This is a genomic window from Shewanella sp. ANA-3 (genome assembly GCF_000203935.1).
Classification (GTDB): domain Bacteria; phylum Pseudomonadota; class Gammaproteobacteria; order Enterobacterales; family Shewanellaceae; genus Shewanella.
On sequence record NC_008577.1, the window covers coordinates 4,393,058 to 4,417,978 of the forward strand.

A 24,921-nucleotide genomic window follows, 5' to 3' on the forward strand; every position below is an offset into this window, starting at 1 on the left:
TAAAACCCTTACTTAACAACCAGATGACTCAACATGATATTTAGGAGGATTACTAGAATCTGCCTGTTTGTATTCAACCCAACATTTTGCCGTATCTGAAGGTGTCAACTTTTTAGGATGAATAATTACAGGCGATGTAAGTGTCGTTGTGACCGCCGGCGCATCATCAATAGTCCACTCGTTAGTAGTATCTAAATCAAGGACTAACACCATATCAGCTGCTGCTTGCTTCAGATACCCATAAACACCGTTAACTTTAACATCGTCAGTCGCATCAGAATTACCCTTATCATCGATGATAATGCTAGATGTTGCCTTACTCTCTACCCCCTGAATCGCCGCCTTAGAATAAACAAGCGAATTAGCGCCTTGCAAAGACGCTTTGACACCATTCAAAGTAGATGCGTATGCATCAGATTGAAGATTAATAAACTTAGGCGCCGCTGTGACTGCAAGAATACCTAAAATAATAATAACTACGACTAACTCAATTAAGGTAAAACCTTGTTGTCTTTTCATCATTAACTACCTATGTAATAACAATTCTAAATACTGGAACTTCACGCCAATGCAATTAAGGCGTAAATGGTGTTTGAGTGAAACTTAATACTTTACCCGTACCTGGGTTATACACCACCCCTTTAGCGCCCGTAGTCGATAAATCTGGCGCAGGAGTCGGTACACCAGTGGTTTGGTTTAGCACCAGTGAAGCCACTTGGTGATACACACATAAATCTAAACCGCTTACGGACGTGCCATTAATCGCATTTGAGCTTCCGCCCGCACCATCGATAACGCGCACTGTATAACGTTGATTGCGCGCATCTTGCGAATAAAGCACGTTACGCGGTGCACTTTGCAACACAGTATTAAATACCTGCTGACAGCTTGCATCGGTCATCGCCGTTGCATCGGTACCAGAGGTGCCCGTTGGATAACCAAAACGCGGGTCGAGGGACACTGAGGTACCGTCTAAGATCACACTGCTATTTTGGCGACCATCGACTTCCCATTGTGAACGCACAAAACTCACTGCGGTGGATAAACCACCCGCCACACCGTCCACACTGGCATCTTCAGCATCATCGGTGACATTTAAAAAACGAGGGATCGCGGTTGCGGCCAACAGACCCAAAATTACGATCACAATGACCAGTTCAATCAATGAAAAACCATTTTGTTTAGTCTTCATTAGTTTCCCCCTACTTGATGAAAGTCCATTCTAACAGCTAAATCAGTTTATAAAAGCCCGTTACTTAACAATATTTTAGGAGTTCGTCAAAAAAATGACCCTGCCAGAGTTTAGTTGATAGCCAATACTATCCCCATTTTGTGAGCGATAACGGCAGCTATTATCCTTGCGAAAATAGCTACCAATGAGGGAGTTATCTGCCGCCTCCTGCCCCATTAGTTGCCACCATAAGGCTTGGCAACCTTGGTCACTAAGTTCGGTCGGTTGCGGCCATCCCTGCGCGCTCATGATCACCAGCGTTTGCTGCTCATTATGAGTGTTTTGCTCATTAAACACTTCCCAATCTAGTCGCATTTGCGGCGGTTTGCCAAGGGACAACCATTGAGAACGCACCATAGCCAACACGTTTAAGAAGCGCGTATGCTCTAACTCCACATTGCGGGCGGCCAGTTGTGGCATAGTCGCAAAATATTTAAATCCAATCACCGCGAGAATAATCAAGATCAAGGTCAGGCTAACGAGCCGCCCATACACACGTAATAGATCGCTTTCGGCCTTCTGTTGGCTTTGCATCTATTTGATCCTAATGACGTTAAACTCTCGATTCGGCATTATTTGCCGCCTTTGACTACGTTGAGCATATCCCACATCGGCAGGTAAATACCCAGCGCCAGCACCAATACAATCGCAGCCACAATTCCGATCAGAATCGGTTCTAACTTAGCGGTGAGATTTTTAAGATCGTAATCGACCTCACCTTCGTAAAAATCGGCGGCATCATTTAATAGTTGGTCAATCTGTCCGGTTTCTTCGCCTACCGCGACCATTTGCAACACCAGTGGCGTAAACAATTTACTCTGGTTCGATACCCTCAGCATAGACTCGCCAGACTCAATACCACGGCGCATCCCGACAATTTTGTCGTGCATATACGCATTATCCACCGCATCGGCCACTAGACTGAGCGCCTGCGTCATCGGCACCCCCGCGCTCAACATCATCGAAAAACTGCGGCAATAACGTGAGAGGGTCGAGCGCTCAATAATCGAGCCCACGGCGGGAATGTGTAACTTCCATTTGTCCCATTGTTTCTCGCCTTTTTCCGTATGGTGCCAGTAGCGGATGCCAATAATGGTCCCGAGCAGTATTACCAGCATCAGGGGCCAATAGTTGACAAACAAGTTTGATGTGCCGATCAACACCTTAGTCGCCCAAGGCAGGTCGGCACCAAAGCGAGCAAACATCTCGGCAAATTTGGGGATCACCATGATGTTTAAAATCACCATGGCTAGCGCGATGGCAATCAATACAAATATGGGATAACGCATCGCAGCCTTAATCCGGCGACGGGTTTCCTGCTCACGCTCGATATAACCCGAGAGCTGAATAAAAGCGTCCTCTAACTTACCCGTGTTTTCACCCACATGCACCATAGAAACAAAAAGAGAATCAAACACATCCGGATGTTGGTTCATGGCCGATGACAACGGGCGACCCGCCGTTAACTGCTCTGAAATATCATTCAGCGCATCTTTCATTCGTTGGGAGTGGGCGGTTTCGGATAAGCCTGCAATGGCGCGCAGGATGGGGATCCCCGAGCGCGTTAACGAGTACATTTGCCGGGTAAAAATTTGCAGTTCATCCAAGCCGACTTTGCGCTTAAACAACTGCGCCAAGGTAAAGGACTTAGTTTCTTTGGCGACTTTGACTTCTAACGGGATAATGCCACGGGCTAACAACATATCGGCCGCCGCCCCCTCGGAGGCCGCATCGAGCTGACCCGTTACGGCCTGACCTTGTCCACTGCGTCCACGGTATTGATAAACCGGCATAATTACGCCTCAACGCCTTGCTGACTGATAATATCCCGTGAGAGTGGCACCTGCGATTCACTCACATCCTCAACTAGCTTAGCCACCTCTTCAATCGTCGTCATGCCCTCGCTCAAATATTGCAGTGCTGACTCGGCAAGCGGAGTAAAATTCGGGCTTTGCAGGGCTGCACGGGCAAAATCCTGTGGATTACCGGTACGCATCGCATCGATCATCTTTTCATCCAACTCGAGGATCTCAAAAATACCGATACGGCCGCGATAACCACTGCCGTTACAGCTTTGGCAGCCAGTGCCAATGCGGAACTTAGCCGATGAAAAGTCCTGACGACTCACGCTATTCAGCCAGGCTTTTTCCTGCGCCGTAGGCTGGTATTCCACCCCGCAGTTATGGCACACGCGGCGCACTAAACGCTGGGCGATAATCACCCTTAGCGCACTAGCCACTAAGTAACTGGCGGCGCCCATATCGAGTAAACGCAGCGCGCTGGTTACCGCATCGTTAGTGTGCAATGTGGATAACACAAAGTGACCCGTTAGTGCGCCCCTAAGACCAATCTCCACCGTTTCTTGGTCACGCATCTCACCGACCATGATAATGTCCGGGTCTTGACGCAAAGTAGTGCGCAGCACGTTCGAAAAATCGAGCCCAATCTTATGGTTAACTTGAACTTGGTTGATCCTTGGCAATTGATATTCGACCGGATCTTCTACCGTGATGATTTTGCGATCCGCAGTATTGAGCTCACTTAAGATGCCATACAAGGTGGTGGTTTTACCGCTACCCGTTGGTCCAGTCACCAGCAACATGCCGTGGGGACGTTTAATTTGCTTACGGATACGCGCCAAAATATGCGGCGGCATCCCTGTCTCATTTAAGGTCAGCAAGCCTGCGGATTGGTCGAGTAGACGCATTACCACAGATTCGCCGTGGTAAATCGGCATAGTCGACATACGCACGTCAATCTTGTGGCCCTTAATTTCCATATGGAAACGCCCGTCCTGCGGCAGACGTTTTTCAGAAATATCTAGCCCAGCCATAAGCTTAAGACGCAAGACTAAGGCCGCCGCGATATTGACTTCGTTTAGAATGGTCTCGTGTAACTGACCATCGATACGTTGGCGGATCCGCAGGGCTTTTTCGCCGGGCTCAATATGAATATCCGAGGCGCGCATTTGCACCGCATCTTCAAAAATCGACTGCAGCAGCTTAACGACTGTGGTTTCATTATCGCTATCGCTTGAGGTCAGGCTCGCCAGATCAAACATTTGATCTGCGGCATATTCCTCTTCGAGCTTACCGGCAATTTGCGCGATTTGGTCAGTACGACGATACAGGTTATCAAAGGCTTGCAGTAACTGCTGCTCGGGCGCGACCGCAACACTGAGCTTTTTAGGCGTAATTAAGTTTTCTAAATGGTCGAGCGCCTGCAAATCTGCAGGGTCGCTCATAGCCACTAATACCGTATCGCCCCGATCTTCCACCGCAAGGGCACGAAAACGCCGTGCTTGCACCTCGGGGATAAGGCTTACCACTTCAGCGGGGATTGGGCGTTTGCTGATATCAAGCAGTGGCAGATTTAGCTGCTGCGACAAAAATTGCAGTAGTTGGGTTTCGGTAATAGAGCGCAGCTCAATCAGGGTGCGGCCGAGCTTATGCCCAGTCTTGCGCTGCTCTCCCAAAGCTTGTTGTAGCTGCTCTTCGGTAATAATCGATTCTTGAACTAACAGATCGCCCAAACGCATCTTTAATCTGGGTTTCATTGGCTATCTCCTAGTTGTTGTAAACGTTGTTCAATAAAAGCCGTGGCTTGGGTCGACAGGCCTGAATAACTTAAGGCAGTGCGATAGGCCTGACTGGCGGGGCCGAATTGCTGCTGTGAATCGAGGGCATAGGCTAATCCCATCCACCATTTCCCCTGCTGTGGCTCCTGCTGCAATAACTTGCGGTAAGCCTGCTCGACTAACGGATATTGCCCTTGTTTTTGGGCCAAATCCGTTTGCGCTAACCACTTTTGCCTCGCCAAGCTATGGCTATCGGGAATTTGAGCAAGGCTAGCAAGAGCCGAATCTGTCTCGCCCATAACATGTTGCACCCTTGCCAATAGCAAAGCAAATTCAAACTCTTGCGGATAAAGCAATCGTCCCTGCGCCAACACTTCGGCCGCTTGCGCCAGCTCGCCTTGACCATAATGCAGCGCCGCCAGTTGTTTGCGTGATTCGTGCAAGCTTGGGTCGAGCCTGAGTGCTTTAGCGTAGTAATCCATCGCCTTAACCAGCTGCCCCTGCTTTTCGGCATCCGCCGCCAACACTAACTGTTTTTGCGCGAGTTGGCTTGGTGATAACTTCACTTCTCGAATCGCCATTTGCCCCGTTGACTGAGCCTGAGCCGAAGCTGGGCTCGAAGCTTGAGGCGAAGTTTGGCGCGAAGCTTGAGTCGCAGCAGGCACGACGGGCTCACTCGCCTTAGGGTCTGTTTGAATTATTTTTACTTCGCTCTGATTTGCGTTAACGTCTGCTTGATTTGCTTTAACCGCAACCTGTTGTGACTCAGCCTGTGTTTGCGCCGACTCTTGGGTTAATGCCGCATTGTTAGACGTATCAGTTGAGGTGTTTGTCGCAACGGGTTCGGCTCTCGGTTCACTCGTTGGTTCTACTTGCGCCGCGTTTAAACGGGCAGATTGAGCCACACTTGGCGCAGATTCTGCTGACGCTGACATATCCTTTGCAGGAACCTCTGTCGATGACGGACTCACTTGTACCATCTCGGCAGTTGGCTCGGTTGGTATCGTCGTATATGTTGATTTAGTCGTTTCTGTTTCCAGAGGACTCGTATCTATCTGTGGGCTGGCGTTATCCGGCTGAGTTTGCGAACTCGCTACAGGATTTACACTGTTATCCGCGACGCTCTTTACGCCGTAACTCGCCTGAAAAGCATAGACCGATAAGCCGCCCACTAGCAGCGACACTAAGCTGATTACTAACCATTTGCGTGATGGATTGGGGCGCCCTAAATACTGCGCCTGATGCACAGCGACATTGCTAAGGGAATGCCCCTGCTGGCGCTTATCGAGATCCTGCAGCATCTTGTTGATCACACTCATGCTACGCCTCCCCACAACTGTTGCAGGTTAACGCCAGAGAACAGTAATGCCCCAATTGCCGCGGCACATGCTATGAGTGCGATTGCCATATACGCAGGCCACCTTTGTGAGCCGCGACTTGCATCTTCGGTATCCTGTATCGCGCCCTTAATGTGGGCCATGCGCACCTGAGTCGCGCCTTCGCCAAAACTGAGCATCAGGGCTTTATGGGCTAAAATATTGATCAATCTTGGAATGCCACGTGATGCCTCGGCAATCTTACGGGTGAGTTTAGGGCCAAATAAGGCTTGTCCCGCATAGCCTGCCACTGCTAAGCGGTAACGGATGTAGGCATCGGTTTCATCCCAAGTTAACGGCCGCAGACTGTAGCTAAAGGTGATGCGCTGCCGCAATTGTCTAAAGGCTTGGCGCTTTAATCGCTCATCCAACTCGGGCTGACCAAAGAGCACCACTTGCAGCAGCTTACGGCTTTCGGTTTCAAGATTGGTAAACAGTCGCAGCGCTTCGAGGCTCTCATCGGGCAAGGCCTGCGCTTCGTCCAACACTAATACGATGGCGTGACCATGGGCACTCAGAGCAAGTAATTGCTGCTGGATAAGCCCGGTGAGTTGCTGCTGATCGATTTCGCTGGTGTATTTTAATCCAAGTTCATTGGCCACCGCCCAGCGCAGCTCGGCGGGGGTCAGATAAGGATTAGGAAGATATGCACAATGGAAGCCCTGCGGCAGCTCATTAATCAACTTACGGCAGATTAAGGTTTTGCCCGTGCCCACTTCGCCAGTGACTTTGATAAAACCCTCCCCGGTTTGTAGGGCGGTCTGCAATACTTGCAGCGCCTCTACGTACGGGGATAACCCGAAAAAAAATCCGGTATTAGGTGTTAACGAAAATGGCGTTTGGCTGAGTCCAAAGTGCTTCAAATACATGGAAGCTTACTTATTTTCTGGATACCAACGGTCGAGTAAGGTCTTAGAACGCTCTAACTCGTTTCTCCAAGTATCCCCGCCCACAACGGTCGGTTTTAACATAATAATCAGCTCGGTTTTCTTCTTCTGCTTGCTGCGGTTTTTAAATAATTCGCCCACGAGCGGAATATCACCGAGCAGTGGCACTTGAGAAACCACTTCAGTATTTTCGCTCTTCATCAAACCACCGATCACCACCACATCGCCAGAAGCCGCGCGGATAACGGTATCGGATTCGCGGATCTCGCTCTGCGCCAGCGGCAGCTCTAAGGATTCACTGCTGACCTTAATGTCCTTAGTTTGTTCTTTAACATCGATAACGGAAGGATGCACATGGAGCAGCACATTGCCGTCTTTGTCGATTTGTGGCGTCACATCCAATGCGATGCCCGAGAAAAACGGCGTTAACTCTACCTGAGGCGTGGTCACTGGCGTGGTGCCCGCCACTGTGGTCGATGACACGTCAGTCACAAAGTACTCGTCGGTACCGACCTTAATCACCGCCTTTTGGTTGTTCGATGCCGTCACCCTTGGGCTGGACAACACGTCCACATCGCCTTGGGTGTCGAGCAGGCTAATCATGGTATTGAAATCTGAGCCTTTAATACTTAAGGACGTCACGCCACCGAGGGAAGCGGTGATTTTATCGCTCAAGCCTGCGCCCGCAGAGGTACCAAAATTAATATTGGTATTACCTACATGGCCCAATACGTTATCCCACTGAATACCTTGCTGATAACCGTCAGACAAAGTGACTTCGAGGATCTTCGCTTCGAGGATCACTTGGCGTTGCAGATGGCTCTCGGCGGAATTTAAAAAGGCACGCACCTGACGTAACTCATTAGGATAGGCACGAATCGTCACTAATCCCGCCTGTGGCGTCACCACCACCTGACGACCACCGCCAGTGTCACCAATAATGGCGCTCAAGGTTTCTTTCAATTCGCCCCAAAAATCGGTCTTAGTGCGCGAGCGAATAAAGGTGCCGTTAGTGCTATCGCTGTTGTTATTGTTGCCGTAATTACCGTTGTTGGAATTGTTATTGTTGCTGTTATTGCCAAAATTGCCGTTGTTCGAATTGTTGTTATTGGAGTTATTGTTATTCGAGTTGTTATTGTCGGAAATCCGGCCAGAACTCACAGAGGTCAGCGATAGACCATCACGCTCCATGTATAAGTAATTTAAAGGGAAAGTCTCAGTTCGCATGCCCGCAGGGAACACGCGCAGGATGCGCCCTTCACGGCTCACCTCATAACCATAAATATCTTCCACCACTTGAATGGCTTCACTCAGTGTCACACCTTTAAGTGACAATGAAATCGTGCCCTGCACATCGGGGTGCACAGCCACGCTAAAGGGAGTGCCTTGCACAAGACTTGGGAAAAACACCCTCGCATCCACATCATGGGCAGACACATCGATACGACGCTCCGTTTCCATTGGCGGAGTTAACCCACCCATCATGGCATTGGCGTTCAGCTCACGCTGCACCGCATCGGGCATAGTGGCCGGTGGTGGAGGCGTTGGCTGACTCGCGGTTTGCATTGAGGTGGCCAGCGCTTCTTTTGAGGCAACGGGCTGCGGTCTATCCGTGGTTTGGCAGGCCATAAGGCAAAGTGAGAGTAGAGGCGTAATATATTTAATGGCTGTCATCTGAGTGTTATTCCCTATCTCTCTATTATTGCTTGAAATAATGCTAATTTCCGTCCGTCAGACAAGGAGACCGACGAGGGAGTGATACGCACCACTTTGACCCCTTGAATGCTGTCTCCCACGGACACAATCTTATTGTTGATCACGGCATAGGCCGTGTTGCCCGAGCTGACAATGCTGTTAAGCACTAGGGCTTTGTTTTGGTTCTGAGTCACGGCGCCGGCGGCCGAGTAGCCTTTACCGGGCAAGGTCGGATCCCTTAAGGTTTCGGCCGATACGTGGGCCGACAACCCCAATAATGCAATGAAAATATAAGGCTTATTTAGCGACACTGATAAAGTCCTTATTGATACTCAAGGTATAAAGCTCAATATCGATTTTCCCCTTAGGGTATTCGGCAACTTTATAGTCGAGTCGTTTCCAGTAAAGTTTGTCGGGCATAGCCTCTACCGCTTCAACAAAGCGCAGCACAGAAAAATAATCCCCCTCCAAGCTCATGCGTATTCCATGGCTGTAGAGATTCAGCTTTTTCTCTTCACCCACGGCAAGGAGTGGCACGGGCGTAACCGAGGTAAACTTAAGTAATTTAATGCCTTGAACTTGCCCAAGCAGGTTACCTAATAGCTCAGGCATATAATCGGCGGGCACCATGTCCACCATCTGCTCATTGAGCTGAGCATCAATCTCTTGATTCTGTTGCTGCAACAAGTTTAAACGCTGGCGATAGTCCTGATTAGGATCCATAGCTAATCGCTGCTGATATAAATCAATCTGTTGCATCGAAATCTTGTTTTCTTGCTCTAACGCCTTCACTTGCTGCGCCGTCGAATGCTGTTGTTTCCACAGCGACTCGATAGGCATATAGGCCGACATGGCGACCAGCACTAATACGGCGAGAGCGATAAGCCCGCGCTCACGCTGGCTGAGAACATCAAACTTTTGCGCTAACTGTTCAAATCGGGCTTTCATCGCGCTTGCTCCTCTAGGGTCTCACTCGTCAGCGTGAAAGCCAGCGGTTTATCCTCGCCGCGATCCATGGTCATAGACGAAAAAGCCTGACCTTTTAAAGTGTTCGTTGTCTTTAACTTGCCCACCCATTGCGGGATGCTCTGCGGGTGATCGGCAAAGCCTTCAAACATAAAATGCTGCTCGTTAATCACAATATGGTTAAGCCAAACACTCGCATCGGCCACCATAGCTAAATCCTTCAGCACGGGCGAAAAACCTCGGCTGGTGAGGGATGAGCGCAGTGCCAGCTCATTCATCAATAATTGTTTTAACTCGAGCTGTTGCGACTCTAGCTCAACGCGCGCGACTAACTCAGCATCGGGTTTGCGGGCGGCGATTTGCGCTTCCAGTTCCGCTTTTTGCTGATCGAATTGCTGTTTTTGCGCCGAGGCTTGACTCAGTGCCCGCTGAGACTCGGCCAATTGCCAATAGCTAAAGGCCGCAAGTATGGCGCAGACCAGTACCAAGCCTAGGGTATAACTCATTAATTTCGAAAAGGTTAGGCTCTGCTTTGGGGGTAATAATGCCGCAGAATATAGATTCACTCTCGATTTTATCACTCGGCACCTCGTGAAAGTTCACTAAAGGCTAATCCCGCCATGCTCGCGCCCACGGCACGCTTATTAACGACATTAACGGCTTGGTTAAAGTTAGCCGATACCAACTTAGCCAAGGCATCCACTGCACCGTCGGCAAATAATTCAATTGAGGCGACCGGAGGCTGACGCAATTGGCTTTCAAAGTAATCCATAGAACGCTGAATTTCTAGACTTAAATTATCCGCTAGTCCGTAGTTAAGCTCATCCACTTCGGCCTTATCCAGCTCGGTAAAACCCCGCACTCGGCGCTGCATATAGAGCTGACCTTGCTTGACCACAGTCAACAACAACTCTTGTCCTGTATGATGGCTCACGACTAATCTCGCCTGATTATCCTCATCAAACAGGTTAGTCATGGCTAATTCTTCGATGCTAATTCCTAGCACGCTTAAACCTTGATCGCTGATGGCCTGCACCATAGCGCGCAACTTTTCTTTATCGACCACAACCACACTGAGCTTATTGCTCGGCAGGGGCGACTCAAAGTAATCCAAGTGAATTTGCGGCACAGGGATATTAACCATGTCTTTGATCGACCAGAGTAAAGCTTGGGATAATTCGTCACTATCGACATTCGGTTTATCGGCCACGAGCAACTGATAGCGGCCACTACCGAGGACTATTTGCAAAGAGGCGTGGGGAAAGGCGTTGGCAAGTTCGGCGAAGGCCTGTTGCCACAGATCCTGTTGCAGCTCATAGGAAACCCATTGTTCTGCAAGACTTTCAGTCGCGGGAGCATAGACCCACAGCTTATCGGCACAGACATAAACACCGAGCGCCGAGCCAGCCTGTTTGGCTCGCCAAAAGGCTAACCGAGCAAAAAGTCCTTTATCCATAAAAATGCCTGTCTTCCGATAAAGTTAAAGCTTGAGTCATAAGAGCGCGAATAACAAACGTCCAAAACTGAAATAAGGATAAAGCGCATCACCTATAAAATGTGAAACCCATCATATCCAGCGTCATAATTTTGGCACAGGCTAGTTTAGCCGCTAATCAGTGAATTATATAGAGAAATCCGACATTTCGGCCCTATTCTTCCACAGTGATCACATACGCAGAGGAAAAAATTCCCCGCTATTGCACCTCAATCGGCTCACTAAAATACATGCCCTGCGCCATACCCACACCGAGGATTTGTAGGGTTTGCCATTCTTCAAACACTTCAATTCCCTCGGCACAGACTTGCACTTCGGTGCGATATAAGCCACCGATAAGACTACGGATAAACAATTGATTTTCTGGGCGCAAATGAATGTGGCGCACAATCGACCTATGCAGTTTAATCATGTCGAAATGGCACTCGCGAATATAGTAAGTACCCACCACCTGCTGACCCACATGGTCGACACACAGTCGCGCGCCCATCTTACGGATCATATCCAGCTTAGGCTTAAGCTTATCCTGGTGTAGGATAACGATATCCTCGGACACCTCAAAAATCAGTTGTGGCGTCAGGTGGCGATATTCGAGCAGAGTGGTTTTAAGCCACTGGGTAAAGGCGCGGCTCATTAAGGTATCTAGGCTCAGGTTCACACTATAGACTTGATTTTTATGTTTTTCTTGCGACAACAAACCTAATACTCGCTCAATCATCTGCCGCTCAATCTGGGGCATCAGCCCGCATTTGTTTGCCATAGGAATAAAGAGCGTCGCCCGCACTAACGCGCCCTGATTATCCCGCGCCCGGGTAAAGATTTCCTTGTGATGCTCAACGCCGTCGGAATCCATCACTGGCTGACTAAAGGGATAAAAACGCCGCTGAACCAAGGCATTCTCTAGGAAGCTACGCCAACGCACCGAGCCTTTAGCAAACTCCTCATCAATCGCGCCCTTGTCGTACATAAACCAATTACTGTTACCTTGTAATTGCGCGGCGCGTAATGCCATATCGGCCTCATCGAGCAACTGATTAACATTATCCCCGGCGGTAAAGTAAGCGCAGCCCAAATGATAAAAGTTGTCTTGATTCTCTACATCATCGGGCAAAGGTTGGCTCAAACAGACTTTGAGTAATTTACTGGCAAGCTGATCGGCCTCAATCAAAGACACATGGGGCACGACAATCGCAAATTGATTATGGGAGCGGCGTGCAAAGATACTGTTGGGTAAGGTCTGTAAAATAGAATTAATGCTGTTAACTGTCGCATGGAGCAACTCCTTCACCGCACTCTCACCTTTGGCCTGTTGCAATAAATCGAGGTCGTCCATCTCCAACAGATAAATCACCCCGTGGGCCACCATGCCTTGGTCATGACTCAAGGCGTCGAGGCGGTTGTTTAAAAACAACCGATTACCGATACGGGTTTGCGCATCTAAAAAAGTGTTGGAGCGAATAAACTTATCGAAACGGCCGCGCTCTTTATGGGCGTCCTGCAACTCTTCGAGCAGCTTAGTTAAGGCTCGGTTGATGAGCCTAGGTTTACCATTGCCCGGCGTTGCGAGGGCTTGCTCGTGTTTGCCTTGCAAAATCAATCGGCTACGCTGGGCAAGCTCTTCAATCCCATCTAACTGCTGCGAAAACCACACATGGCCAAAACGCACCAATGCAATCACCGCCAGCAAGCCTACACCTAAAATAAGCAGTTCATACCAACTGACGCTGTAATGCTCGAAGGGCTGTGGCAGCGTGAGGGTCATATTCAATCCCGACTGGGGATCGAGCAAATGGGTATAGACCATGGCATTTTGCGTCTGCACGTTGCCCTGATAGGCGAAGAGCACTTCGCTCTTCATGGTCAAACGGAATTCGACGGCGTTGTACGCCAGCAGCATAGGTGGCAACCAAGACTCTAACTCCCAATCGGGCTGAGTTTGGTAATGTTCAATCAAAAGGGATTCCAGCTCAGTCACTTTTTGCTGTTGAAACTTATAGGTCAACTGCACAAAGCTCATCATGGCGCTGAGTAAAAAGACAAAGGCGATAGCGGCCAAGGACATTAACCAAAAACTGGTTAATTTTGTAGTTAACATTCGAGTGAATTTCATCGAGCCGCTATCCTGCAGGATTATTATAATTATCGGTGCACTCTTAACACGAGTTAAACAAATGCTACTCAAGATTATTCAGTAGCATAAGCCAAAAGGCAACCAAGGATTGGTTTTCAACGCAGCTCAAAGCATTCACATGGCAGAATTTTTATCCCGAGTAAAAACAAAAAAGAGGCTAATTAGCCTCTTTTAGGTTAGTCGAACTCGCGCTTAATCGGCGTAGTGTGGCAGCGCAGTGATTGCCGCAACACCCGAATCAATCGCAGCCTGCGCGACAGCGCGGGCAACGCGAGGTAATAAACGTGGGTCCATAGGTTTTGGTAGCACATATTCAGGGCCAAAACTTAATGAACTCACCTTTGGATAAGCCTTAAGCACGCTCGCTGGGACTTCTTCTTTGGCTAGGCCAGCAATCGCATGTACTGCAGCCACTTTCATTTCATCGTTAATGCACGATGCACGCACATCCAAGGCACCCCGGAAAATGAATGGGAAACACAGAACGTTGTTCACTTGGTTTGGATAATCACTGCGACCAGTACCCATGATTAAATCGCTGCGCGTCGCGTGAGCAAGCTCAGGTTTGATTTCAGGATCTGGGTTTGAGCAGGCAAAAATCACTGGTTTATCCGCCATCATGGCCACTTCTTCAGCGCCAATCACGTTCGGGCCAGATAAACCTAAGAATACGTCGGCACCTTTAATCACATCTTGCAAAGTGCGCTTGTCGGTATCGTTTGCAAACAGAGCTTTGTATTCATTCAGATCGGTACGACCCGTATGGATAACGCCTTTGGTATCTAACATGTAGATGTTGGCGCGGTTTGCACCACATTTTACCAGCATGGTCATACAGGCGATCGCAGCAGCGCCAGCACCCATACACACAAAGGTCGCATCGCTGATCAGTTTGCCTTGGATTTCTAAGGCGTTGATCATACCCGCAGCCGTCACAATCGCAGTGCCGTGCTGGTCATCATGGAACACAGGCACATTACAACGCTCAATTAATTCGCGCTCGATAACAAAGCACTCTGGCGCCTTGATGTCTTCGAGGTTAATCCCACCAAAGGTGCCAGCGATCGCCGCAACTGTGTTAATAAATTCTTCAGGGGTGTTGTGGGTCACTTCGATATCGGTCGAGTCGATATTTGCAAAGTGTTTAAACAACAGAGCCTTACCTTCCATCACCGGTTTTGATGCCAATGGGCCTAAGTTACCTAAACCCAGAATCGCTGTGCCGTTGGTGATAACAGCGACTGTGTTACCTTTGTTGGTGTAACGATATGCATTGTCAGGATTAGCAGCAATTTCACGTACCGGTTCAGCAACACCAGGGCTATAGGCTAGTGCGAGGTCATGGCTGGTTTCAGCAGGTTTAGTGAGGCAGACTGCGGTTTTACCGGGAACGGGGAATTCATGATAATCGAGTGCTTGTTGACGAATATCTGACATTTTAACATCCTGAAATGCGACATTTATAAGTATGGAAGTAAGGCCGACCAACCCAAGATCACCTCATTTACGGGCGATTTAAACAGTGTGGCAGGTCGGGGTAAGATACGCCAATTGGGTTAATTTTTAAATAAGATATTGAGAAATTTCGCCTTTGCGACAGATTTATCTCTCTAAGCCAAGTTTTATAAACTTATCTCTGCCAATAAAGGATGATTATCTGTTTAAATTTGTAGGAAACAAACGAACATAACCCGCTAAAGCAATGAAAAAACGCCTAATAAAGCGAGAAATGTTGATTAAATTACAATAGAGATGAGTAACTCAGTTATCTTATAGTTAATTGCTATAAATAAGTCGATTTAGGCGACTTTAAGCCCCTATAAAGTGACTTTGATGCTTTTTTAAGTGAAGTCGTACCAGAAAGGCAGATAAGTAGCGATTTTGTGCCAGAAGACCAGAAAGCAAAAAGGCGCCATAGGCGCCTCTTTTAGAAACATTGCGAATGCAATTATTTCTTGCCAAGCATACCGAAACGCTTGTTGAACTTGTCGATACGACCGCCTGTATCAACAACTTTTTGTGTACCTGTGTAGAATGGGTGACATGCACCACAAACGTCTAAGTGCAGGTCTTTACCAGCAGTAGAGTTTACTTTGATTACGTTGCCACAAGTACAGTTTGCAGTGATTACTGCATATTCTGGGTGGATACCTGGTTTCATTGGGATTACCTCAAATGTAAGGCCATGTCGCTCTTCCAACCCGAAGTCGGACACCACATGCAGTTAATAACGATATGTTAGGGCGCAGAATACTACAGTATCACCCACGCAGACACAAGTAGATTATCTGAGCATTTTCACGATAATCTACTCGTCCACTGACGCTTATCTTCCCGCTTCCCGATCTTCGAAACTCGTCCTTGCCGCCTGCGCATCGGGATAACGCGAAAGTATCTCGGCCGATGGGCAATAGAGCGTGGCATCTTTCTTCAACGCGTTAATCCGATTCTTCGAAAATGCCTTAGGGTTGGCATCGTGAATCGCCAACATGGCGCCATAAACATTCACTTTCCATTCAGGGGCATAGCGATTGGCAATACGCCATAACGTCTCGTTGTGATAATCCAACATACACTCACCCGAGTTTGTTGCATTGGCATTTATCGAGCTCACGATCTTAGCCTCTGCGTTAGTTGCTTCGGCAGCCTTAACTTCGGGCGCATCAATGGTAGTCGTACTCTTATCGACTTTTGGTACATCAGTAGGCGTTTGTGCAACGGCCTGCACGCTCACGACTTCTGTTGTTGACTGCTCAGGTGTAGGCATATCAGCTTTAGATGGCTCAGATTTAGATGGATCAGAATTAGTCACTTCCGATTTAACAGCCTTAGGTTTAGCTTCATCAGATGCCACTACGGACGAACTCGAGGTGGAGGATGCTTTTACATCAAGCTTATCCTCAGGGAAGGTAAATCCAGAGCTGCGAGGCGTCACGGCGACTTCTGCCGTCACCGCCGCCACAACAACGGGCGCAACGGGCACAACATCAGCTTCAGCGGTGACTAAATTCACCTCTTGCACAACCTTAGTTGATTTAACTGTGGTTTTGTCACTTTTAGCAGAGCTTGCCGCCAGCTGACTGGTCTCGGCTGCGGCCGCTTTGCTTGATTTCACAACCGCCGTTTTTGCTTGCGTTACGGGTGATACCGCAGAGGAAGCATTATCAAACAGCGGCAGATTTTTCACTTCATACCAACGGTCGACACGATATTCACGTACCAACAGCCGTGCCTTAGGGTCAGTCACATCCTCCACACCCGTTAGCAAAACCAAGAAACGGTTAAGCTGCTCGGCCATAAGTTTCTCTTCACCACCGGACTGCAGCACCGCAAATTCAAGCCGCGTCATATCCTGATTATCGGTGATCACATTGACGCGCATTTTGGGGTAAGCGCCCAATTCAAACATGCGGCTATTGATACTCACATGGGAAACTTGCGCCTGCACACATGCGCTACACACTAAGGCGAATAGTCCTAATGATTTCGCTATTTTAGTCATTTACTTACTCTCAACTATCCTTGGATAAACTGTCATTAGGACTAGCCCTCGCTAGCCGTGCTGAGTACACTAAACCTCATTTCCCTTAAGACTCGACCTGCATATGTCACTGTTTGTTGAAGTTGCGTTACCTGTGCCTATGCGGCAAAACTTTACCTATCGAGTCGATACCGCTGAGCAAGGTGAGGAAAGCGCTCAACAGCCTCAGATTGGTATAAGAGTAAAAGTCCCCTTTGGACGCCAGCAACTGATTGGCCTTGTTACCGCCATCACCGACAGCTGCGATCTAGCACCTACGCAACTCAAATCTGTCATAGAGTTTATTGATGACGCGCCCTTATTGCCAGAATCGCTTTATAAATTAACCCTCTGGGCAGCAAGATATTACTTTTGCAGCCAAGGGCAAATGCTGACGCAGGCGCTCCCCGTGGCGCTGCGTAAAGGGCTCGATGCCGCGCCGCAAAAAATTCAGTACTGGCAAATCACAGAGCTGGGCAACAATATTGCGCCTGAGACATTAAAACGCGCTCCGGCGCAAAAACGCTTACTCGAACGCTTGCAGCAAGCCTGCCTGACGCAGGAAGACGTCATCAGTTTAGAACTGAATAAAGCCGCGCTCAAAACCTTAGAGGATAAGGGCTGGATTGCCAGACACGAGAAACTCGCCGAGCTCAATCTCGATTGGCGCAGCCAACTGGAACTCGATGAAGCCCCCCATAGACTCAATAAGGAACAAGCAGTTGCCGTCACCCTGCTTACCCAGCAGCAAGGATACCACTGCACTCTGCTCGAGGGCATTACCGGTTCGGGTAAAACCGAGGTCTATTTAGCCGTACTCGAACATATCCTTAAGCAAGGTAAGCAAGCGCTGATCCTCGTACCTGAGATTGGCCTAACACCGCAAACCATTAATCGTTTTAAGCGCCGCTTTAAGGTCAATGTGGCCGTGCTGCATTCAGGGCTGACCGATAACCAGCGCCTCGAAGCCTGGCGACAAGCTCGCTGCGGCCAAGCCGCCATCATCATTGGCACCCGCTCTGCCCTGTTTACGCCCATGGCTTTTCCCGGCGTCATCATCCTCGACGAAGAACACGACAGCAGCTTTAAACAGCAAGAAGGCGTTGGCTACCACGCCCGCGATCTCGCCGTGATGCGTGGACATTTAGAATCGATCCCGGTGATTTTAGGTTCGGCGACACCCTCGTTAGAAACCCTGCAAAATGCCCTCAGCGGTCGATATCATCACCTGCAACTCGGGGAACGAGCGGGTAATGCAAAAAAAGTGCGCCAAGGGATTATCGATATCAAAAACCTGCCCCTCAAGGCGGGAATGTCGGCGCCACTCATCAACGAAATCCGCAGCCATTTAGAGGCTGGGAATCAGGTATTACTGTTTTTGAACCGCCGTGGCTTTGCACCAGCACTGCTGTGCCACGAGTGTGGGCACTTACACGAGTGTGATCGCTGCGATGCCTTTTTTACGGTACATCAATCCCTTGGAGAAATCCGCTGCCACCACTGTGGCAACCAATATGCCATTCCAAGGCAGTGCCACAATTGCGGCAGCACCATGTTGATGGGCCAAGGTATCGGCACAGAACAACTCGCCGAAGCACTCCAGCAGGAGTTCCCTAAATATCCCGTGGTACGAATCGATCGCGATACCACCCGCCTAAAAGGCTCGCTCGAGAGCCACTTAAGCGCTATTCATAAGGGCGAATACAAAATCTTGGTCGGCACTCAAATGCTTGCCAAGGGACACCACTTTCCAGATGTGACCTTAGTGGGATTACTGGATGTCGATGGCGCGCTCTTTAGCGCCGACTTTAGGGCGCCAGAGCGCTTCGGCCAGCTCTATACACAGGTCGCTGGCCGTGCTGGTCGCGCCAACAAACCCGGTACTGTATTGCTGCAAACTCACCAGAGTGATAACCCGATACTGAGGGATTTGCTCCACCGAGGTTATGGCGAGTTTGCCCGCAGCCAATTAAAGGAGCGGCAAATGGCGCTGCTGCCTCCCGCTTGGCACATGGTGCTGGTGCGCGCAGAAGCCCACTCCGCTGTGGATGCCGATAACTTTCTTAATGCGTTTGCAGCGCTGCTGCCCCAAGATAAAGAGTTTGAAATCATCGGCCCAATGCCAGCACCACTCGACAGAAAAGCCGGTAAGTTTCGCCGCCAATTGATGTTTCAAGCCAAGCACAGACATAGATTACAGCAGGAGTTTGAGCGAATTTATCCCCTCGTAGAACAGCTGCCAGAGGCCAAACGTTGTCGCTGGAGCCTAGATAGGGATCCGCAGGATCTGTTGTGATTCAATAATTTGATAAAAAATCATCGGGAAGATAGCAATTAGTCACCACAAACGGCTAAAATACGCGGTTATTCCCTGTATTCATTCTTAAAGTTAGTAGCTAATTAATCCATGAAATCACATATCCAATCATTACTTGAACAAACTATCGAATCCTTTAAACAACAAGGTATTTTGCCTGCGGATTTTGAGGCGCGAATTCAAGTAGATCGAACCAAGGATAAGAGCCATGGCGATCTAGCAACCAACTTAGCCATGATGCTAACCAAAGCGGCGGGTAAAAATCCCCGCGAATTGGCGCAGCTGATCATCGACAATCTACCGGCATCTAACTATGTGGCGAAAGTCGAAATCGCAGGCCCTGGTTTTATCAACTTCTTCATTGATGACAGCGCCTTAGCGAACCAATTACAGGCAGCCATTAGCGATGAGCATTTAGGGATTAAGCTACCAACGCCACAAACTATCGTCGTGGACTACTCTTCACCTAACCTCGCCAAAGAGATGCACGTCGGCCACCTGCGTTCGACCATCATTGGTGACAGCGTAGTGCGTACCCTCGAGTTTTTAGGCCATAAAGTGATCCGCCAAAACCACGTAGGCGACTGGGGCACCCAATTTGGTATGCTGCTGGCTTACATGGAAGAATTGCGTGCGCAAAATGGCGAACAAGCCCAATTAGAATTATCGGATCTCGAAACCTTCTACCGTGCCGCCAAACTGCGTTTTGATGAATCGGCAGAGTTCGCGACCCGTGCCCGTCAGCTCGTGGTTGAACTGCAATCAGGTGACGAATACTGCAACAAACTGTGGCGTGAATTTAACGACATTTCCTTAAGTCACTGCCACGAAGTGTACGAGCGTTTAGGGGTGAGCTTAACCCGCGCCGACGTGCACGGTGAAAGCGCCTATAACGCTGACTTAGAGCAAGTAGTCAAAGATTTAGACGCTCAGGGTTTACTGACCCAAAGCAACGGCGCCAAAGTGGTCTTCCAAGAAGAATTCCGTAATAAAGAAGGCGAGGCGCTGCCTGTTATCATTCAAAAAGCTGATGGTGGTTACCTCTATGCCACCACCGACTTAGCCGCAATGCGTTACCGTTCAAGCGTGCTAAAAGCCGACCGCGTACTCTACTTTGTCGATTTACGCCAAGCGCTGCACTTCCAACAAGTGTTTAGCCTTGCCAAGCTGGCCAAGTTTGTCCGTAACGATATGTCACTGGAGCACTTAGGCTTCGGCACCATGAATGGCGAAGATGGTCGTCCGTTCAAGACCCGTACCGGTGGCGTAGTGAAACTGGTTGATCTACTGGATGAAGCCAATACTCGCGCACTTGAGCTGGTTCGCAGCAAAAACCCAGATATGGATGAAGCGACCTTAGCTGAAATTGCCCGCGTTGTTGGGATCAGCGCAGTCAAATACGCTGACCTGTCGAAAAACCGTACCAGCGATTACATCTTCAGCTTCGAGCAAATGCTGAGCTTTGAAGGCAATACCGCGCCTTACCTGCTATACGCCTACACCCGCGTTGCTGGTATCTTCAAACGTGCGACCGATATCGATTTAAGCCAAGCCAAGATCGTACTCGAGCACGAAAAAGAGAAAGACTTAGGTAACAAACTGGCACAGTTTGGTGAAATCCTCAGCCGCGTGGTCGACAAGGGCCAACCACATGTACTTTGCGGTTACCTCTATGAATTAGCGGGGGCTTTCTCTAGCTTCTACGAGGCCTGCCCAGTGCTTGCCGCCGATAACGACGAGCAAAAGCATAGCCGTTTACTGCTGTCACAATTGACGGCCAACACGCTGCAAAAAGGCCTAAATCTACTAGGTATCGAAACCCTAGAACGGATGTAAGCCATGAGCAATCGTGACTACGCCAACAGAAAACCGCAAGCGGGCGCGAAACAGCGCCCCATGCGCGCAACACGAGCGAGGCCTGCGGCTAAAAAGGCTGCGCCTCGCCGTAAGCTCCCGATCCCTTTGATCCTGTTCGCCTTTATTGCCGTCGGCAGTTTTGGCTATTTTCTGTTTAGCATTAAAGATACCGCCAAGCAGGAAGCGCCTGTCGAGGTGAAAACCGAGAAGCCGACTAAGGCAAAAGAACCGGCAACGATTCTGACGCCTAAGGTGAAAGAGGCCGAGCGCCAAGCCGTGGTCGTGACTGCGCCGGTGGAAGAAAAGCCCGTCGTTGAAGCGCCGAAGAAAGATCCGAACGCCTTGCCACCTAAGCCTAAGGAAGAATGGACCTATCTGGACGAGCTTGAGAATAAAAACGTCGAAGTGGATATTCCTGATGTCGTGTCGACGCGCACACCACAGCAATATCAACTGCAGTGCGCCTCATTCCGTCAGGAGTCTCAGGCGAACCAGATGAAGGCCGTTATTGCGTTCCAAGGGTTAGAAGCGCAGGTCAGGCAAATTGAAGGCACCTCAGGCACGTGGTACAAGGTTATCCTCGGCCCCTACGAACGTAGACGTGATGCCGAGCGTAAACGCCACACCTTGCAAAATGCGGGGATCAATGGCTGCCAGCTGTTAGCCGTTCCAAAGTAATTCCGCTCGCAAAATCAGTCTGAACATCGCGGCGCGTGACCCATCACGCGCCGCGATTTTTTTATCTTCTGGCCAACTGAAGTCCGCTCACAACGCCCTTCTTTCGCCCCATTTCAAACATTGAGCTAAGTCACAATTTCATTTTGTGAAATTTATAACCATCTATTTTTAAACAGTAAATTTGTTTATTAAGAAAGATTAATATGGCGTTTAATTGACCTAGATCAAACTTAGGCGTATCTCTTAGGTAACAGCAAAACCTGTTGTCTACTCATCAAAAATCCAACCTCAGGGTGAAGTATTATGAATGCATTAATCGAGATTGAAGCCTCTGAATTCAGCCAACTGTTCAAAAGCGGTGACGCCTTAAGCATCCGGATGTATATGGAGCATGTGCACATGCCTCTAGATGTGCAGGATAAGATTTACAACGAGATTTCGGCCTTAGCGGTACTCGAACAAGACACCATAGCGCGTCTTATCGAAACCCATTCCCACTCTGAAATTTCCGAGCGTCTGGCCTATTAATCACGGCTGAAGATGACGCGATACGCCAATGGACGGCGGCATTGAGTTCCCCATTCGCCGCGCCAGTTAACTGATATTTTTAACCCGCTTTCTTATCATAAATCCCATGCTAAACCGCAAAAAATAAGGCCAAATATCACTATTTGGCCTTAGGTTTATTGGGCTTAAACTGATAAATATTTAAGCCGCAGCATGGTTTATGCGCATTAAGCTTTCTCTTTTAAGCCTATGCTATTCATCCAGTAATCGAAATCGACCATATTACCGGGTAGCACCACACGGCTGGACTTTTGGCTTAAGCCATCGAGCTGCTTAAAGTACTGCTCACCAAGCTGCATACGCAGTGCGTTATGGCCGCCGGGCGCCGCAATCACAGTCGCTAAACGCTCAATCGATTCCGCAGTGGCTCGCGACAAGGTTAAAATCTCCTCCGCTTTACCTTCGGCCTCGTTGATACGGCGCTGCATTTCACCTTCAGAACGGTTAACGGTTTCCGCTTTAATCCCTTCGGAGCGATTGATCTTACTCTGCTTATCACCCTCACTCTTTGCCAGTAATGCACGGCGCTCGCGCTCGGCATTCACTTGCATTTCCATGGCGTTTTTCACTGTCTCGGGCGGCGTGATGTTCTTAATCTCATAGCGGTGTACGCGAATCCCCCACATGGCGCCCGCCTGGTCGAGCACTTCCACTACCTTGGCGGAAATCACATCCCTCTCTTCGAAGGTGCGGTCGAGATCTAAGGTGCCGATCACTGAGCGCGTGGTGGTCTGCGCTAATTGAATTGCCGCATAACGATAGTCAGTGATGCCATAACTGGCCTTCACAGGATCGGTAACAGAGATATAAATCACCCCGTCAACTTCCACATTTACTTCGTCACTGGAGAAACACTCCTGTGGTGGTACGTCGATAGTTTCCTCTTTTAAGTCATGGATATAAGCCACTTTATCGACAAAAGGAATTAAGGTGTGGAAGCCCGCATCTAACGTCGAGTGGTACTTACCTAAACGCTCAACTATATAAGCCGATTTAGTCGGAACTAAGCGGATGGATTGGAACAGCTTAATCACAAATATGGCGAAAATCAGTCCCCAAATGGCCATTACCGCGACATCAGTATTCAATGGGATTTGCATTAGCGTGCTCCTTTGCTCGTTGCATTATGGCCACCCACGGTTTGGGTGACTTGTTCCATTCCTTCGAAGAATCCTTCGAGTTTTGCCATTTCCGCGGGGACAACCGACACTTGCGAATCGTTGAGGATCTTACCGACCTGAGCAATAAACTGCTCTTTTAACAGCATATTCATCGCATCGTTACCGCCATTCACCTCTAACGCTTGGGAAATCATCGCCATGCCTTCGGACTTTGCCTTAGCGATAATGGCAATTTCTTGCCCGGTACCTTTAGCTTCGTTGATACGCTTCTGTTTTTGGCCTTCAGAAATGTTAATCGCCTCTTGGCGCTCACCCTCTGACATATTGATCATCGCGGCCTTTTCGGCATTGGCCAAAGTGATTTCGGCGCGCTTACGACGCTCGGCTTCCATTTGTTTTTCGAGGGTATGGATCACATGGCGCGATGGCGTGATATTACGGATCTCATAGCGTAACACTTTGATCCCCCAAGGCTCAGACGCCTTATCAATCTCGCGCACTATGGATTCGTTTAAGCGATCACGCTCGGAAAAGGTCTCACTGAGGGTGAGCTTACCGATTTCAGAACGCATAGTGGTCTGCGCCAGATTCACGGCAGCTTTACGATAATTTTCAATACCGTAGCTCGCTAATTTGCCGTCCATAACCTTGAGATACACTAAGCCGTCCACTTCAAGCTGGGTGTTATCCTTTGAGATACAGCTTTGTGGCGGCACGTCGAGCACTTGCTCACGGGTATCGTGTTTATATGCGACGCGATCGAAGAAAGGGATTAAGAAGTGGAATCCCGGTTGCAGTACGGTACGGAATTTCCCCAAACGCTCAATGACATGCACCTCACGCATCGGCACTATCAGCATCAGCTTATAGAGAATAAACAAGACAAATAAAATGACTAAGGTAAACACAAACATAGACTCATCCTTTAGTTTTGAGACGTTGCCTGATCAACAGGCTCAACCACTAGGGCAATGTTTTCACGGCAGATAATCCTGACCTCAGTGCCCGCAGCAATGATACTACCATCCCCCAATGCGGGCCATTCGCTCCCTTGGAACTCGACTCTTCCTGTCGTTTGTCCTGGACCTATGGTTTGTTTAACACGGGCGATTTGATTGTAGATATCAAGTTCTTCATCGGTGTTATCCACATGGGAATCTCCACCAACCAATTTTTGAGTGACTTGCCGAAAGGCGAGTAATAAGACGATGGCGGAAATAAACCACAGTGTCAGGCTTTGAACCACACCTTCCACTAGGCCAATCCATAAGGCGCCAGCCACCACTAAGCAGGCGGCGCCGAGTAGCACGACAATACCTCCAGGTATCACCAGCTCGGCTAACATCAAGATAATCCCGATAATAGACCAAACTAAAATCAGATTCGAAAACTCCATATTCCCCCCTGAAATGAGAGCATCCTGTGCAGCACTATAGCAGCAGAGTGGCAGATATGCGACATAATATGTCATAAATTTATACGCCGATTTAAAAAGCACGGCAA

At 49.0% G+C, this 24,921-nt stretch carries 23 protein-coding genes; 4 read left to right on the plus strand and 19 right to left on the minus strand.

Annotation, left to right across the window (positions count from 1 at the left end; all coding sequences use genetic code 11):
- Positions 1–12 precede the first annotated feature (12 nt).
- From SHEWANA3_RS19095 to SHEWANA3_RS19170, 16 genes are all read right to left on the minus strand, one after another.
- Positions 13–522, minus strand: a complete 510-nt coding sequence (locus SHEWANA3_RS19095) for a prepilin-type N-terminal cleavage/methylation domain-containing protein (protein WP_011718425.1) — start codon at positions 520–522, stop codon at positions 13–15.
- 52 nt (positions 523–574) lie between these two features.
- Positions 575–1,192, minus strand: coding sequence for a prepilin-type N-terminal cleavage/methylation domain-containing protein (locus SHEWANA3_RS19100; RefSeq protein ID WP_011718426.1), 618 nt, complete (start codon positions 1,190–1,192; stop codon positions 575–577).
- Positions 1,193–1,267: 75 nt separating this feature from the next.
- Positions 1,268–1,765: a hypothetical protein gene (locus tag SHEWANA3_RS19105; RefSeq protein WP_011718427.1), complete on the minus strand. Its 498-nt coding sequence runs from the start codon at positions 1,763–1,765 to the stop codon at positions 1,268–1,270.
- A gap of 38 nt (positions 1,766–1,803) precedes the next feature.
- Positions 1,804–3,024: a type II secretion system F family protein gene (locus SHEWANA3_RS19110; RefSeq protein ID WP_011718428.1), complete on the minus strand. Its 1,221-nt coding sequence runs from the start codon at positions 3,022–3,024 to the stop codon at positions 1,804–1,806.
- A gap of 2 nt (positions 3,025–3,026) precedes the next feature.
- A complete protein-coding gene (locus SHEWANA3_RS19115) occupies positions 3,027–4,787 on the minus strand; it encodes a GspE/PulE family protein (RefSeq protein ID WP_011718429.1) in 1,761 nt (586 codons plus the stop codon).
- Positions 4,784–6,127 carry a tetratricopeptide repeat protein gene (locus tag SHEWANA3_RS19120; RefSeq protein ID WP_011718430.1) on the minus strand — a complete coding sequence of 448 codons (1,344 nt, stop codon included), beginning with the start codon at positions 6,125–6,127 and terminating at the stop codon, positions 4,784–4,786. Before SHEWANA3_RS19120 ends, SHEWANA3_RS19115 begins: the two co-directional genes overlap by 4 nt.
- Positions 6,124–7,053: an AAA family ATPase gene (locus tag SHEWANA3_RS19125; RefSeq protein ID WP_011718431.1), complete on the minus strand. Its 930-nt coding sequence runs from the start codon at positions 7,051–7,053 to the stop codon at positions 6,124–6,126. The genes SHEWANA3_RS19120 and SHEWANA3_RS19125 overlap by 4 nt, the downstream gene beginning before the upstream one ends.
- Positions 7,054–7,059: 6 nt before the next feature.
- On the minus strand, positions 7,060–8,745 hold the full coding sequence (gene mshL, locus SHEWANA3_RS19130) for a pilus (MSHA type) biogenesis protein MshL (RefSeq protein WP_011718432.1): 1,686 nt from the start codon (positions 8,743–8,745) through the stop codon (positions 7,060–7,062).
- Between the two features lie 14 nt (positions 8,746–8,759).
- Positions 8,760–9,077: an MSHA biogenesis protein MshK gene (locus SHEWANA3_RS19135; protein ID WP_011718433.1), complete on the minus strand. Its 318-nt coding sequence runs from the start codon at positions 9,075–9,077 to the stop codon at positions 8,760–8,762.
- The gene (locus tag SHEWANA3_RS19140) at positions 9,064–9,714 is read right to left on the minus strand and encodes an MSHA biogenesis protein MshJ (protein ID WP_011718434.1); all 651 of its coding nucleotides are present in this window, start codon (positions 9,712–9,714) and stop codon (positions 9,064–9,066) included. The genes SHEWANA3_RS19135 and SHEWANA3_RS19140 overlap by 14 nt, the downstream gene beginning before the upstream one ends.
- Positions 9,711–10,313 carry a PilN domain-containing protein gene (locus tag SHEWANA3_RS19145; protein WP_011718435.1) on the minus strand — a complete coding sequence of 201 codons (603 nt, stop codon included), beginning with the start codon at positions 10,311–10,313 and terminating at the stop codon, positions 9,711–9,713. Before SHEWANA3_RS19145 ends, SHEWANA3_RS19140 begins: the two co-directional genes overlap by 4 nt.
- The gene (locus tag SHEWANA3_RS19150) at positions 10,310–11,188 is read right to left on the minus strand and encodes a hypothetical protein (protein WP_011718436.1); all 879 of its coding nucleotides are present in this window, start codon (positions 11,186–11,188) and stop codon (positions 10,310–10,312) included. The genes SHEWANA3_RS19145 and SHEWANA3_RS19150 overlap by 4 nt, the downstream gene beginning before the upstream one ends.
- A 238-nt stretch (positions 11,189–11,426) precedes the next feature.
- On the minus strand, positions 11,427–13,337 hold the full coding sequence (gene csrD, locus SHEWANA3_RS19155) for an RNase E specificity factor CsrD (protein WP_011718437.1): 1,911 nt from the start codon (positions 13,335–13,337) through the stop codon (positions 11,427–11,429).
- A gap of 213 nt (positions 13,338–13,550) precedes the next feature.
- Complete coding sequence (locus SHEWANA3_RS19160; RefSeq protein WP_011718438.1) at positions 13,551–14,795, minus strand: malic enzyme-like NAD(P)-binding protein; 1,245 nt, start codon at positions 14,793–14,795, stop codon at positions 13,551–13,553.
- Between the two features lie 511 nt (positions 14,796–15,306).
- Complete coding sequence (gene rpmE, locus SHEWANA3_RS19165) at positions 15,307–15,519, minus strand: 50S ribosomal protein L31 (RefSeq protein WP_011624224.1); 213 nt, start codon at positions 15,517–15,519, stop codon at positions 15,307–15,309.
- Positions 15,520–15,684: 165 nt separating this feature from the next.
- Positions 15,685–16,860, minus strand: coding sequence for a FimV/HubP family polar landmark protein (locus SHEWANA3_RS19170; RefSeq protein WP_011718439.1), 1,176 nt, complete (start codon positions 16,858–16,860; stop codon positions 15,685–15,687).
- Between the two features lie 103 nt (positions 16,861–16,963).
- Between SHEWANA3_RS19170 and priA the strand changes: the two genes are divergently transcribed.
- From priA to SHEWANA3_RS19190, 4 genes are all read left to right on the plus strand, one after another.
- On the plus strand, positions 16,964–19,174 hold the full coding sequence (gene priA, locus SHEWANA3_RS19175; protein WP_011718440.1) for a primosomal protein N': 2,211 nt from the start codon (positions 16,964–16,966) through the stop codon (positions 19,172–19,174).
- 111 nt (positions 19,175–19,285) lie between these two features.
- Positions 19,286–21,031, plus strand: coding sequence for an arginine--tRNA ligase (gene argS, locus SHEWANA3_RS19180; RefSeq protein ID WP_011718441.1), 1,746 nt, complete (start codon positions 19,286–19,288; stop codon positions 21,029–21,031).
- Positions 21,032–21,034: 3 nt separating this feature from the next.
- Entirely contained in the window at positions 21,035–21,730 is a 696-nt protein-coding gene (locus SHEWANA3_RS19185) for an SPOR domain-containing protein (protein WP_011718442.1), read from the plus strand.
- Positions 21,731–22,033: 303 nt separating this feature from the next.
- A complete protein-coding gene (locus tag SHEWANA3_RS19190) occupies positions 22,034–22,258 on the plus strand; it encodes a hypothetical protein (protein ID WP_011624229.1) in 225 nt (74 codons plus the stop codon).
- A 206-nt stretch (positions 22,259–22,464) separates the two neighbouring features.
- Here SHEWANA3_RS19190 and SHEWANA3_RS19195 read toward each other — a convergent pair whose 3' ends face one another.
- Genes SHEWANA3_RS19195 through SHEWANA3_RS19205 form a run of 3 tightly spaced genes read right to left on the minus strand, consistent with a single transcriptional unit; the run spans position 22,465 to position 24,814 of the window.
- Positions 22,465–23,397 carry a stomatin-like protein gene (locus tag SHEWANA3_RS19195; protein WP_011718443.1) on the minus strand — a complete coding sequence of 311 codons (933 nt, stop codon included), beginning with the start codon at positions 23,395–23,397 and terminating at the stop codon, positions 22,465–22,467.
- Positions 23,397–24,332, minus strand: a complete 936-nt coding sequence (locus tag SHEWANA3_RS19200; RefSeq protein ID WP_011718444.1) for a slipin family protein — start codon at positions 24,330–24,332, stop codon at positions 23,397–23,399. Before SHEWANA3_RS19200 ends, SHEWANA3_RS19195 begins: the two co-directional genes overlap by 1 nt.
- Positions 24,333–24,343: 11 nt before the next feature.
- Positions 24,344–24,814, minus strand: coding sequence for an NfeD family protein (locus SHEWANA3_RS19205; protein WP_011718445.1), 471 nt, complete (start codon positions 24,812–24,814; stop codon positions 24,344–24,346).
- Between the last annotated feature and the right edge of the window lie 107 nt (positions 24,815–24,921).

Coding starts and splice junctions, on each gene's coding strand:
- SHEWANA3_RS19150 (WP_011718436.1), bottom strand. CDS start 11,188: ATGGATAAAGGACTTTTTGCTCGGTTAGCCTTTTGGCGAGCCAAACAG.
- mshL (WP_011718432.1), bottom strand. CDS start 8,745: ATGACAGCCATTAAATATATTACGCCTCTACTCTCACTTTGCCTTATG.
- SHEWANA3_RS19205 (WP_011718445.1), bottom strand. CDS start 24,814: ATGGAGTTTTCGAATCTGATTTTAGTTTGGTCTATTATCGGGATTATC.
- SHEWANA3_RS19100 (WP_011718426.1), bottom strand. CDS start 1,192: ATGAAGACTAAACAAAATGGTTTTTCATTGATTGAACTGGTCATTGTG.
- SHEWANA3_RS19160 (WP_011718438.1), bottom strand. CDS start 14,795: ATGTCAGATATTCGTCAACAAGCACTCGATTATCATGAATTCCCCGTT.
- SHEWANA3_RS19110 (WP_011718428.1), bottom strand. CDS start 3,024: ATGCCGGTTTATCAATACCGTGGACGCAGTGGACAAGGTCAGGCCGTA.
- SHEWANA3_RS19190 (WP_011624229.1), top strand. CDS start 22,034: ATGAATGCATTAATCGAGATTGAAGCCTCTGAATTCAGCCAACTGTTC.
- csrD (WP_011718437.1), bottom strand. CDS start 13,337: ATGAAATTCACTCGAATGTTAACTACAAAATTAACCAGTTTTTGGTTA.
- SHEWANA3_RS19105 (WP_011718427.1), bottom strand. CDS start 1,765: ATGCAAAGCCAACAGAAGGCCGAAAGCGATCTATTACGTGTGTATGGG.
- SHEWANA3_RS19125 (WP_011718431.1), bottom strand. CDS start 7,053: ATGTATTTGAAGCACTTTGGACTCAGCCAAACGCCATTTTCGTTAACA.
- SHEWANA3_RS19115 (WP_011718429.1), bottom strand. CDS start 4,787: ATGAAACCCAGATTAAAGATGCGTTTGGGCGATCTGTTAGTTCAAGAA.
- SHEWANA3_RS19200 (WP_011718444.1), bottom strand. CDS start 24,332: ATGTTTGTGTTTACCTTAGTCATTTTATTTGTCTTGTTTATTCTCTAT.
- SHEWANA3_RS19170 (WP_011718439.1), bottom strand. CDS start 16,860: ATGACTAAAATAGCGAAATCATTAGGACTATTCGCCTTAGTGTGTAGC.
- SHEWANA3_RS19195 (WP_011718443.1), bottom strand. CDS start 23,397: ATGCAAATCCCATTGAATACTGATGTCGCGGTAATGGCCATTTGGGGA.
- SHEWANA3_RS19095 (WP_011718425.1), bottom strand. CDS start 522: ATGATGAAAAGACAACAAGGTTTTACCTTAATTGAGTTAGTCGTAGTT.
- SHEWANA3_RS19140 (WP_011718434.1), bottom strand. CDS start 9,714: ATGAAAGCCCGATTTGAACAGTTAGCGCAAAAGTTTGATGTTCTCAGC.
- SHEWANA3_RS19185 (WP_011718442.1), top strand. CDS start 21,035: ATGAGCAATCGTGACTACGCCAACAGAAAACCGCAAGCGGGCGCGAAA.
- priA (WP_011718440.1), top strand. CDS start 16,964: ATGTCACTGTTTGTTGAAGTTGCGTTACCTGTGCCTATGCGGCAAAAC.
- rpmE (WP_011624224.1), bottom strand. CDS start 15,519: ATGAAACCAGGTATCCACCCAGAATATGCAGTAATCACTGCAAACTGT.
- argS (WP_011718441.1), top strand. CDS start 19,286: ATGAAATCACATATCCAATCATTACTTGAACAAACTATCGAATCCTTT.
- SHEWANA3_RS19120 (WP_011718430.1), bottom strand. CDS start 6,127: ATGAGTGTGATCAACAAGATGCTGCAGGATCTCGATAAGCGCCAGCAG.